The following is an 11973-nucleotide window of genomic DNA, read 5'->3' as shown; positions in this document are numbered from 1 at the left end:
CATCGGTAGTTGAATCCCCTTACATTTTTTGATATAATCGTGTCAGAAAAGGAGGCCTTATGAGCTTAACGAGCCAATTAATCACTGAAACGTTTCCAGATCTGGATAAGGTCGAAAGGCTGAATATCGAAGCATTTCCAGAAGAAGAGCGTGTTCCTTTGTCAGAATTTTTACGTTATACGGACAATGACGATGCCAATTTCTTTGCTTTTTATAACGAGGAAGAATTTGTCGGATTTGCTTTTTCAATCTATAATCAGAAAGCTTTTTATGTCAGTTTTTTTGCCATTATGCCACATTTAAGAAGCCACGGATATGGTCAAGAAATCATTGAAAAATTGGTGGAATTTTACCAAAGGACCATGATTCTTGAAGTGGAACGTTTAGATGAAGAATGCGACAATATAGAGCAGCGTCAGTCTCGGATGGATTTCTATAAGCGAAATGGATTTAAAACTGCTAATGCTTTTTTAGAATACGATGATCTGAGTTTTGAGATTCTTTATCGAGGCGATCAATTTGATGAAGAGGCTTATCGGGACATCTTCCATAAACTGCAAGCAGAGAATTACTTTGATTTCCGTATTGAATACCGACGCTTCAGTGATCATTAGACATGATATAAAAAAGTTCTCAGCTAATTTGCAGAGAACTTTTTTGGTTAGTAAATAAAGAAATAGTTCACGATACTCATGATTTGTGAAAAGAACCAAGGCAGAAATAGAAAAGCTAAGAAAGCAGCATGCCATTTCCAATAGAGAGAAACTAGCCCAACCGTCTCTCGGATCCAAGCCGATGGGAGATAATAAAAAGCTGTTTTTGAACAGACACTGCGTCCAGGGATTTTTAATCGTCTCATAATGACACCAGCCCGAAGAGCGTGAAAGGAATTGGTCACCACAAGGACACTCTTTCCTAGTCCCTGATCTTCAAGAATAGCCTTGCTAAAGGTCAGATTCTCAAAAGTCGTTCGAGAACGATTCTCGATTAGAATAGCATCCTTTGGTACCCCCTGTTCCATCAGGTAGTTTGCCATAGCTTCCGCCTCTGAGGTTAACTCATCAGCACCTTGTCCACCAGAAACAATTAGTTTTGATCGTCCCTCGAACTGCTCATAGATAGTCTTTGCTTTAGTTAGACGCTGGGCCAAAAGTGGTGGTACTTTATCCCCGATTAGACCGGAGCCAAGGACGATGATAGCATCAGGCTCTTTACGAACGGGCAAGTAATTGCAAAAAGTCCCATATAAAACATAAGAAAGATAAAGAAAAGTCGAGTAAAAGAGGGCAAAGTCTGTTGGATAAATCAAGAGGTCTTTTCCTGGGAAATAAGGAAGGAAATGAAGCGCCAAGGTGCCGATAATAAAGATCCCATATAGGAGTGAGAGGAGGTTTGCCAATCTTTTGCCTTCAAAAGATATCATTTGCCGGCCGTTAAAAAGAAGAAAAACAGTTGAGAAAATAATACTGAGTAAAACAAGGACAGCAAGTACTGAAAAGATAATGATGGCAACCTTTTGGTTAAACCAGAGCTCCGTACGAACAACTAGTAGAAGGGCGGAAATTAGGAGGAAAAGGCCGAAACTTATTGAAAAGAGGTAAGCATTGATCAGTCGTCTGCGGTCGTTCATAAAGAAAAATAAAAAGATAGTAGCTGGAACCAACCAGAATAGATAGAGAAACATGATGACTCCTAAATGTAGTAGTAGTTCAATTGTAACACAATTGACTAAAAGGTGCTTATGAACTCCACAATCGTTCAATGTTGTTAAAAGCTTTAACTGCCAATTGAGAAAATCAATAGATTCAGAAAAAAAGAATTGCCGTGGTGGATAAAAGCTGTTATACTAGAAAAGATTTACAAATGTAAAGGAGAACACATGTTACGAAAAGGTTCCTTAACAGGTTTGCTGTTATTTGGTATTTTCTTCGGTGCAGGGAATTTGATCTTTCCACCTGCGCTAGGTGCCCAGTCGGGTAGCCATTTTTGGCCGGCTATTGCTGGATTTGTCTTATCAGGAGTAGGGATTGCGATTATCACCTTGATTATTGGGACACTCAATCCTAAAGGGTATATCCATGAGATTTCACGAAAAATTGCTCCTTGGTTTGCCATCGTTTATCTGGTAGCCTTGTATCTGTCTATTGGTCCCTTCTTTGCGATTCCAAGAACGGCTACTGTTTCTTACGAAGTTGGAATCGCCCCCTTGTTAGGAAAAGCCAATGGAGGACTTGGTCTCTTCATTTTTACCTTGATCTATTTCTGTTTGGCCTATTTGATTGCCTTGTATCCTTCTAAAATCCTAGATAGTATTGGTCGGATTTTAACACCTGTCTTTGCTATCTTGATTGTTGTACTCGTTGTTCTTGGTGCTCTCAAGTACAGCGGACACGCGCCTCAAGCGGCAACAGAAGCCTACCGAGTATCTGCCTTTGGTCAAGGTTTCCTTGAAGGGTATAACACCTTGGATGCCCTGGCTTCAGTAGCCTTTAGCGTCATCGCAGTGACTACTCTTAATCAACTTGGTTTCACCAGCAAAAAAGAATACATTAAAACGATCTGGATTGTCGGCATTGTTGTAGCCATTGGCTTTAGTATTTTGTATATTGGATTGGGTTATCTTGGAAATCACTTCCCAATTCCAGCAGAAGTGATGGCTTCCGATGCCAATAAGGGTGTTTATGTCCTCTCAGAAGCAACCAAGGCTATTTTTGGCCCAGTTGCTCAGATTTTCCTAGCAGGAATGGTAACGGTGACTTGCTTTACCACAACAGCCGGTTTGATCGTATCGACAGGGGAGTTCTTCCATAACACTTTCCCTAAAATTTCTTACAAAGTCTATGCAAGTTTCTTCACTCTGATTGGTTTTGCGATTGCAAATCTGGGCTTGAGTGCCATTATTGCCTATTCATTGCCTGTTTTGATGATCCTCTACCCAATCACCATTACCATTGTATTGATTGTCATTGTGAATAAATTTGTGGCCCTTTCAAAACCAGGGATGCAATTGACGATTTTTTTGGCCAGCTTGGTCTCTGTTGCCAGTGTTCTGGCAAATACCTTTAAAATTTCTCTATTAGAAAAGGGAATTGCGTTACTGCCTTTTGCAGCTCAATCTCTTCCATGGTTGGTGCCAGTAGTCATAGGGATTCTTTTATCGTTTGTATTACCCAATAAACAAACTACAGAAGAATAAGTCACGATAGAAACTCTAAAGTTTTGTGCTTTAGAGTTTTTTTGAAACTAATATCCAATTCCAAATTATATTAAAAAAACGTAGCAGAAATTTTTATTATAGGTCAATCAATGTTATACTGAATGTAGCATATCAATATACGGAGTGAACTATGAATCCAATCATTTTTTCATTGACAGTTTTTCTTGCGGGTATTCTGTCTTTCTTTTCTCCCTGTGTCTTTCCTTTGCTGCCGGTTTATATTGGAATCTTGCTAGGAAGTGATCAGGAAAAGGCTATCCGATTGTTCGGGAAAAAAATTCGCTGGCATGGCTTGTTGAAAACCCTTTGTTTTATTGCAGGTATTTCTGTTATTTTCCTCCTCATTGGTTTTGGAGCGGGCTTGCTTGGAAAGATCATGTACACCAATTGGTTCCGTTATCTGATGGGAGCCCTCATCATTATCCTTGGTCTTCATCAAATGGAAGTCTTTCATTTTCATTTCCTTGAAAAGCAAAAATCAGTAGATTTTGGAGCCAACAAACAGAAGAATGAATTGTTTTCAGCTTTTCTCCTTGGTCTTGGCTTTAGTTTTGGTTGGACGCCTTGTATCGGCCCTGTATTGGGATCAGTTCTTGCTCTAGCAGCATCAGATGGGCAAGATGCTCTTATGGGAGCTATTTATCTCCTTGTTTATACCTTGGGAATGGCTCTTCCGTTTTTACTGTTGGCCTTAGCATCTAGTCTGGTCCTACCTTACTTTAATCGTCTCAAACCCCATTTGTTGTTGCTGAAGAAAATCGGCGGAGCCATCATTATTCTGATGGGAATTCTCTTACTTTTGGGACAATTGAACAGTTTGTCATCTATCTTTTCATAAAATAATCCGGAGGTTTAACGCATGATGAAAGGTTTTAAATACGCTTGTTTCTCAGTACTTTCTCTAGCTTTGCTGTCAGCTTGTTCCATGAATCAATCCAGTGAGAGTAGTATGGACAATCAGCCAACAATGAATACAACAACGAATAAGAATCCTTTGGTAGGAAAAGACGCTAGTGACTTTGAACTAAAGGATATGAAGGGGAATACGGTCAAACTTTCAGACTATAGAGGCAAAAAAGTCTATTTGAAATTTTGGGCAACCTGGTGTGGCCCTTGCCGGCAAAGTATGCCTGAATTAGAGAAATTGGTCAAGGATTCGGATAGAGACTTTGAAATTCTAACCATTATGGCGCCAGGACTCCAAGGTGAAAAAACAGAAGAAGAATTCGTTAAATGGTTTGATCAACAAGATTACAAGTCCGTACCGGTCTTGTACAATCCAGACGGTTCTGCATTTGCAGATTATCAGGTTCGCTCTATTCCTACAGAAGTCTTTATAGACAGTCATGGGAAAATTGGACATGTCCAATTAGGTGTTATTTCAAACGACGATGCTAAGAAGATCATCAAAGAGTTACAATAAAAAAATGAAGCACGAAGCTTCATTTTTTTCTAGTTTCTTAGTTGCTTGCACCAGATGTAGCATCAGCAGCTCCATCACTGTGTCCTCCAGCATCAGAAGCACCAGAAGTTGCATCTGAATCGCCATGGCCACCAGCAGGAGCAAATGGACCGCTTCCGCCAACTAGACGTTGTCCTGTTGTTTGTAGGTACCAGTCCAACCATGGCTTGAAGTTGAAGACAATCTCATTGATACCAGCGTATGAACCATCTTCATAGTACATAGCTTGGTAGTTGTGAGTATTGATCACGCCTTCAGGAGACCCTGGAACAATGGTCCGAACATAGTCTTGGTTACCGTTACGAAGGGTACCAATCACCCATTCCACGTTTTTCATACGTGCTGGTGGTAGGGAGCCATGAACGGTTGACATCCGGCTACCTGATTGAGGTGGCACGCGTTTCGCAAACATGGTATCTGGATCTTGGTGGGCATTGTTGTAGTAGAGGAATTGGTTGTTGTCATCAGCGTACGTCAATTCGAAAGGCATAGCTTTCAAGAACATATCAATCTGATTAACAGTCAGGATACCGTGGTCCAATTTGACATAAGTATCACCAGATACAGCCCCTGTAATTTCTGCAACTTTTTCTACCCAATCTGGATCATCCGGATCAACCTCGGTAACAGTAGTAGCGATTGGTTTTCCGCAATCCAAATCTTCTGGTTCAATTGGTTTTGGTTTTTTCAATTTAGAAACGACTCCTACGTATTTCACAAAGTTATCTAAACAAGTTTCAAGGAATTTTACAGTCCCTTCGTTGATGATATTGCCGTCTGCATCAAAAGCTTCTTTCGCTTTTCCGAGAAGGAATTCGTTCCCCGGAAGGGTATAGGCATTGACACCAGGAGCATCTAGAATCTTACGAAGGTGAACTTGGGCACGAGAAGTACCTTGGTCGTAGTAAGAAGCACCTACAATCATGACAGGTTTGCTTTCAAAAGGATGCACTTCATAGGAAAGCCATTCTAAAACAGATTTTAATCCTGCTGAAATAGTGTGGTTGTGTTCAGGTGTTGCGATAATCACACCATCAGCACGGGTAATTTTATTGTTAAGGAGACGTAATTGGAAACTTTCGTCCCATTTTTCATCTTGGTTAAACATTGGAACTTCGTCGATTTCAAGAACTTCCAATTCAAATTTGATCTTAAATTGGCGGCGAATGAATTCCAAAAGTTTACGGTTATATGATTGATCGTAGTTCGATCCTACAAGTCCAACAAATTTCATTCTTTTCTGTCTCCTATCTTACAAGTTTTCCCAGTCAAATTCTTCAGCGTCTTTGCGAAGCAATTCTTGGGCGTTGCGCAATTTGTCTGTGATTTTCACAAACACACGGAAATCATTAAAGACGGCATCTAATTTTTGAATAACATCCAAATCTACCAAGTCTCCATTTTGATCAAAGGCTTGCAATGAATGAGAGAGCAAGAATTCATCTGGCAAGACATTCGCTTTGATTTCTGGAGCATTTAAGATTTGGCGAAGTTGGAGTTGGGCGCGTGAAGATCCCAACGTACCGTATGAAGCCCCAGTAATCATGACTGGTTTGTTCAACAATGGGAAGACTCCGTATGAGAGCCAAGCGAGAGCACTCATCAAGACTGCTGGAATAGAGTGGTCGTATTCTGGAGTCCCAATAATCACCCCATCAGCTTCTTCAATTTTGGCAACAATCTCTAAGACGGATTCAGGCACTTGTTTGTCAGCTGGTTTGTTAAAGACAGGGATATCTTTAATTTCGACCAATTCGATCTCAGCCTTATCAGCAAAATGTTTTTGCATGTATTGAAGCAGTTGACGGTTTGTAGAACGTTTGGAGTTAGTCCCCACAATCGCAATAAGTTTTATCATGGAAAATTCCTTTCTGATAGGAGAATTATAAATAAGATTGAAGCCCACTTGTATAGGCAATCTTGCCTGATTGAGAAACCAATAAGGTATCTATACCAGGAAGTGATTCAACAGTATTGAGGATAGAAGCAGGAGATTCCCCGAACAGGCGGGTAGTCCATATCTCCCCGTCTACGGATCGATCAGATATGATGGTGATACTGGCTAAGTCTGTCTCAACCGGATAGCCCGTCTTACTATCAAAAATATGGTGAAACGACTGGCCGTCAACTTCTAAATGACGCTCGTAGATACCAGAGGTGACAACAGATTTATCCTTGACTGAGAGGACCAGTAGGTGCTGGCCTCTTTTTTCGACTGGATTTTGAATACCAATCCGCCAAGACTGTTGTTTGATGGGGTGTTGACCGACAGTGAGGATATTGCCTCCCAGATCAATCAAGGCATCTGTTACTCCCTGGCTCTTTAAAAAGGTCGCAATGCAGTCTGCACTATAACCCTTAGCCAAGGCTCCTAAATCAATCTTCATTCCAGGACGCATCAGAAAGACTGTATGGTTTTCTAGGTCGAGCTGGATTTGGTGAGGATCGATCTTGGCCAGGGCTTGATCAATTTCCCCTTGCTGGGGACGTCTAGCATCTGAAAATCCAATTCGCCAGGTCTGTACAAGAGGACCAATGGCAATGTTTAAATGGCTGTTTTGAGCTTGACTATGTAAGGTTCCTAAAGCAATCAGTTCAAAAAGATCTGGATGCACCTGAACTGGCGCAATACCAGCTTGGTGATTGACCTCCATGAGTTCAGAACTTGCATCATTGGAACTGAAGCGATGTTCGTAGGAGCGAAGAAGTTCAAAGCAGCGGGCTAAGAGTTCATTCGCTTGTGGGTGACAGATTGAAACAGTGATGGTTGTTCCCATCAAACGTTCGGATCGACTACTTAGGTCCACTAAAAATCTATCCTTTCCTATTTTCACTTATTTATAGTATATCAGAAAGAGACCGTTTTCACAATCCTTTCAGTCAAATTATTTGACATTTTTTGAAACATGTGAAATGTGATTTTCTGGAAAATTGAAAAAAAGATCACAAATTCTGAGCAAAATAATTGTAACCGATATCATTTTTATGATATACTCAAGAAGTAAATTAAATTAAAGGTAGGATTTATTCTATGAGTAAAATCGTTGTTGTAGGGGCAAACCATGCCGGAACAGCTTGTATCAACACTATGTTAGATAATTTTGGAAATGAAAATGAAATTGTGGTTTTTGACCAAAACTCAAACATTTCATTCCTTGGATGTGGGATGGCGCTTTGGATCGGTGAACAAATCGATGGTCCTGAAGGTCTTTTCTACTCTGACAAAGAAAAATTGGAAGCAAAAGGTGCGAAAGTCTACATGAACTCTCCTGTTCTTTCAATTGACTATGACAACAAAGTGGTAACAGCGGAAGTTGATGGGAAAGAACACAAAGAATCTTACGAAAAATTGATCTTTGCGACTGGATCAACACCAATCATTCCTCCAATTAAAGGAGTTGAAATCGTACCTGGTAACCGCGAATTCAAAGCAACTCTTGAAAATCTTCAATTCGTTAAATTGTACCAAAACGCTGAAGAAGTGATCGAAAAATTGAAAGATAACAGCAAACACTTGAACCGTATCGCCGTAGTTGGTGGTGGTTACATCGGTGTTGAACTTGCTGAAGCTTTCGAACGTCTTGGTAAAGATGTTGTCTTGGTGGATATCGTGGACACTGTCTTGAATGGTTACTACGACAAAGACTTCACAGACATCATGGCGAAAAACTTGGAAGACCACAACATCCGTTTGGCACTTGGACAAACGGTTCAAGCGGTTGAAGGAGATGGTAAGGTAGAACGTCTCGTAACTGATAAAGAAACCTTTGATGTAGATATGGTCATCTTGGCTGTTGGTTTCCGTCCTAATACAGCTCTTGCTGATGGTAAGATCGAACTCTTCCGCAACGGTGCTTTCCTTGTTGATAAGAAACAAGAAACTTCACTTCCAGGTGTATACGCAGTTGGTGACTGTGCGACTATCTTTGATAACGCTCGTAACGAAATGAGCTACATCGCTCTTGCATCTAATGCGGTTCGTTCAGGTATTGTCGGTGCTTACAATGCGACTGGTCATGAATTAGAAGGAATCGGTGTTCAAGGTTCTAACGGTATCTCTATCTACGGCCTTCACATGGTTTCAACTGGTTTGACTCTTGAAAAAGCAAAAGCTGCAGGCTTCAGTGCCACTGAAACTGGCTTCAACGACCTTCAAAAACCTGAATTTATCAAACACGATAACTACGAAGTTGGTATCAAGATCGTCTATGATAAAGACACTCGTCAAATCCTTGGAGCTCAAATGGTATCACGTGATAGCGCCATTTCAATGGCTATCCACATGTTCTCACTTGCGATTCAAGAACACGTGACGATTGATAAATTGGCTTTGACGGACTTGTTCTTCTTGCCACACTTCAACAAACCATACAACTACATCACAATGGCAGCTTTAACTGCTGAATAATAGCTAAAGTTATATTAAATACTTTCCTTAGGTGAGTACGGACGTCAGCGAACTTCATAGAAGTTCCATGACTAATTATTGAGCCTAAGGTCTCAATAATTCCGAGTGCCTGAAACAATACAGTTTCAGGCACTTTTCTCACAGCGGAAAGTCTTGACTTTTCTTTATTAGTTCCATAAATAGAACATATTTATATTTCTATGTAGAATTTCTTAACTTATTTTACTTGATAAAATGGTTTGTCTACATTCTAAACAAAACTAACAAGGGTAGTTTTGTTTTTTTCTGTTTTTCCATGTATTCAGAGGCAGTAAAATAAGGTATAATGAATAGGATAAGAGTTTGAAGGAGTTAGGGAATGTCTGCTAAAGAAGAAGCCTTTAAAAATGAATTTCAATTTGCCTCTAGTTCAATTGTGGCCCATATTGTCAGAGGTGTTCTGGTTGGGATCGTTGTGGGCTGCATCGTCTCGAGTTTTCGTTTTTTGATCGAACATATTTTTCATTTTGTTCAAGGCGTCTACAAGGAGATGCCGACTCAACCACTTTATTTGCTGGCGATGCTGTTAGGGTATGGAGTGATCGTACTGATTGCTGGTCGCCTTATTCGCACCAATCGGGATATCAAAGGATCAGGAATTCCGCAAGTCGAAGCGGAGCTTAAGGGTCTCTTGACGGTGAGCTGGTGGGATACCTTGTGGAAGAAGTATATTCTAGGTGTCTTGGCCATCGGAAGTGGCTTGATGCTTGGTCGTGAAGGTCCTAGTATTCAATTAGGGGCAATGGGTGGAAAAGGAGTGGCCCGTCATTTGAAGGTCAGCCCGGTTGAGGAGCGGTCTTTGATTGCGAGTGGGGCTGCTGCTGGCCTTGCTGCTGCCTTTAATGCACCTATAGCGGGGCTCTTATTTGTGGTTGAAGAGGTCTACCATCATTTTTCACGTTTCTTTTGGATTTCTACCTTGGCTGCTAGTTTGACGGCTAATTTTATTTCACTCAATGTCTTTGGTCAAACACCAGTGCTTCATATGCCACAAAATATTCCACCGCTCCATCTGTCTCAGTACTGGATTTATCTTTTTCTTGGAGTCTTTTTAGGGGCAGCAGGGTATGTCTACGAAATAGTGGTTCTCAATATCGGTCGATTGTATCGCTTACTTGAGAAGATTTTCCATGTTCCTTCTCATTATTCTTCTTTATTTGCCTTTGTCTTGATTCTTCCAATCGGCTATTTTCTTCCCCTAATTCTTGGTGGTGGAAATCAATTGGTCTTGGATTTGGCTCGAGTACCGTATCCAGTGCTGACCATCCTTCTCTATTTTGTGATCCGTTTCATCTGGAGTATGTTGAGCTATGGTAGTGGTTTACCGGGAGGAATTTTTCTGCCCATACTAGCATTAGGATCTCTCTTAGGAGCCATCGTTGGAACCTTCCTCCAAAACATTGGCTTTATCTCTCAAAATCAGCTGCCTCTTTTCATCATTTTAGGAATGAGTGGGTATTTTGGGGCTATTTCAAAAGCTCCATTAACAGCGATGATCTTGGTAACAGAGATGGTCGGTGATATTCGTAGTTTAATGCCCCTAGGCATGGTAACCTTGCTAGCTTATATGATTATGGATCTCTTCCATGGAGCGCCAGTCTATGAAGCCATGCTAGAGCAATTGTTGCCGGATAAGGCGCAAGAAGAAGGAGAGTTGACTTTAATTGAGATCCCTGTATCAGAAAAGATCGCAGGAAAGCAAGTCCATGAACTGCACCTCCCTCAAGATATCTTGATCACCACGCAAATGCGAAGTGGTAAGAGCTATACGGTCAATGGTGCAACCCGCTTGTATCTAGGGGATAGTATCTTTGTGGTGGTTAAAGAATCTGAAATCGGACGAGTCAAAGATATTCTTTTGTAAAAGACTGATTCTCAGAAAAGTTTTTCTATTATTAAATTTTCAGACAATTATTGAAAAATGAGAAAATATCTGGTAAAATAAGGGCAAGAACAAATGAGGAGAAGTCTTTCATGAAAAAATATAGTCTACTCTTATTAAGTGTTGCTCTTTTAGCAGGGTGTGCAAATTCTACTAGCAAACAGTCCAGTCAGAAGACGCAAACCAGCTCAACAGTGCGGTTGTCAAAGGCTGACCAGAAGACCTTGGATAATGCGACAGCTGAATACAAAGACTTTGTTGAAATGCAAATTGACCAATTGCTCAAGGATACAGAAGGATTCCGAGCTACGTTAAAAGACGGGAATTTGGAAGAAGCAAAAAAGCAATACCCCTTGATCCGCATGGCCTATGAACGTTCTGAACCGATTGCTGAAACCTTCGGGGAATCGGATGTCAAAATCGACTACCGCTTGGTGGATTATGTGGATGAAAATAAATCAGAAGATGGCTGGTCAGGTTTCCACCGGATTGAGCGTATCCTTTGGGAAAACAATACCACAGATGGAACAGACAAATACGCTGACCAACTGGTGAACGATATCAAGGAGTTGAAAGCTAAAATTGCTACAGTAGAAGTAACACCGGATATCATGTTGACTGGAGCTGTCGATTTGCTCAATGAAGTGGCAACGCAAAAGATTACGGGTGAAGAAGAAGTCTTCTCTCATACAGATCTTTACGACTTCCGTGCCAATATTGAAGGGGCTGAAAAGATCTTCTCTCTCTTTAAACCCTTGATTGAGAAAAAAGATGCCAAATTGGTTAAAACCTTGGAATCAGAATTCAAGAATGTTAATGCTTTATTGGACAAACATATGACAGATGATTCAAATTATAAGTCTTACACAGATTTATCCAAGGAAGATACCAAGGAATTGGCAGAAGCTGTGACCAAACTTGGTGAACCTTTGTCTCAAATGGGTGTGATTTTAGATGGGAAATAA

At 40.7% G+C, this 11973-nt stretch carries 11 protein-coding genes; 7 read left to right on the top strand and 4 right to left on the bottom strand.

The features are described from left to right. Positions 1 to 59: 59 nt before the first annotated feature. The gene (locus O3602_RS05430; protein WP_061455550.1) at positions 60 to 614 is read left to right on the top strand and encodes a GNAT family N-acetyltransferase; all 555 of its coding nucleotides are present in this window, start codon (positions 60 to 62) and stop codon (positions 612 to 614) included. Between the two features lie 47 nt (positions 615 to 661). Here the strand turns inward: O3602_RS05430 and O3602_RS05425 are convergent, their stop codons facing one another. After that, positions 662 to 1684, bottom strand: coding sequence for a YdcF family protein (locus O3602_RS05425; protein WP_371611310.1), 1023 nt, complete (start codon positions 1682 to 1684; stop codon positions 662 to 664). A 195-nt stretch (positions 1685 to 1879) separates the two neighbouring features. Here O3602_RS05425 and brnQ point away from each other — a divergent pair, with 195 nt between their 5' ends. The 3 genes from brnQ (at position 1880) to O3602_RS05410 (ending at position 4640) form a co-directional block, all read left to right on the top strand. After that, positions 1880 to 3196 carry a branched-chain amino acid transport system II carrier protein gene (gene brnQ / locus O3602_RS05420; protein ID WP_371611309.1) on the top strand — a complete coding sequence of 439 codons (1317 nt, stop codon included), beginning with the start codon at positions 1880 to 1882 and terminating at the stop codon, positions 3194 to 3196. A 151-nt stretch (positions 3197 to 3347) separates the two neighbouring features. Continuing rightward, the gene (gene ccdA2 / locus O3602_RS05415) at positions 3348 to 4055 is read left to right on the top strand and encodes a thiol-disulfide oxidoreductase-associated membrane protein CcdA2 (protein WP_003007221.1); all 708 of its coding nucleotides are present in this window, start codon (positions 3348 to 3350) and stop codon (positions 4053 to 4055) included. Positions 4056 to 4076: 21 nt separating this feature from the next. Next, on the top strand, positions 4077 to 4640 hold the full coding sequence (locus tag O3602_RS05410) for a TlpA disulfide reductase family protein (RefSeq protein ID WP_024055504.1): 564 nt from the start codon (positions 4077 to 4079) through the stop codon (positions 4638 to 4640). 37 nt (positions 4641 to 4677) lie between these two features. On the opposite strand, the gene O3602_RS05405 is transcribed toward O3602_RS05410, so the two are convergent. Genes O3602_RS05405 through O3602_RS05395 form a run of 3 tightly spaced genes read right to left on the bottom strand, consistent with a single transcriptional unit; the run spans position 4678 to position 7486 of the window. Beyond that, on the bottom strand, positions 4678 to 5913 hold the full coding sequence (locus tag O3602_RS05405; RefSeq protein ID WP_371611308.1) for an NAD(P)H-dependent oxidoreductase: 1236 nt from the start codon (positions 5911 to 5913) through the stop codon (positions 4678 to 4680). Between the two features lie 18 nt (positions 5914 to 5931). Then, positions 5932 to 6537, bottom strand: coding sequence for an NADPH-dependent FMN reductase (locus tag O3602_RS05400; protein WP_003011564.1), 606 nt, complete (start codon positions 6535 to 6537; stop codon positions 5932 to 5934). Between the two features lie 25 nt (positions 6538 to 6562). Beyond that, entirely contained in the window at positions 6563 to 7486 is a 924-nt protein-coding gene (locus O3602_RS05395) for an FAD:protein FMN transferase (protein WP_371611307.1), read from the bottom strand. A 224-nt stretch (positions 7487 to 7710) separates the two neighbouring features. Between O3602_RS05395 and nox the strand changes: the two genes are divergently transcribed. From nox to efeO, 3 genes are all read left to right on the top strand, one after another. Next, on the top strand, positions 7711 to 9087 hold the full coding sequence (gene nox, locus O3602_RS05390) for a H2O-forming NADH oxidase (protein WP_369087589.1): 1377 nt from the start codon (positions 7711 to 7713) through the stop codon (positions 9085 to 9087). Between the two features lie 358 nt (positions 9088 to 9445). Then, positions 9446 to 10990 (top strand): ClC family H(+)/Cl(-) exchange transporter, encoded by a 1545-nt coding sequence (locus tag O3602_RS05385; RefSeq protein ID WP_270298286.1) that lies wholly within the window; start codon positions 9446 to 9448, stop codon positions 10988 to 10990. Positions 10991 to 11100: 110 nt separating this feature from the next. Continuing rightward, positions 11101 to 11973, top strand: coding sequence for an iron uptake system protein EfeO (gene efeO, locus O3602_RS05380; RefSeq protein ID WP_371611306.1), 873 nt, complete (start codon positions 11101 to 11103; stop codon positions 11971 to 11973).

Source organism: Streptococcus sp. 27098_8_186 (assembly GCF_041432055.1).
In the GTDB taxonomy this organism is placed as follows: Bacteria; Bacillota; Bacilli; order Lactobacillales; family Streptococcaceae; genus Streptococcus; species Streptococcus dentalis.
This window is presented reverse-complemented; position numbering and strand designations above follow the sequence as displayed.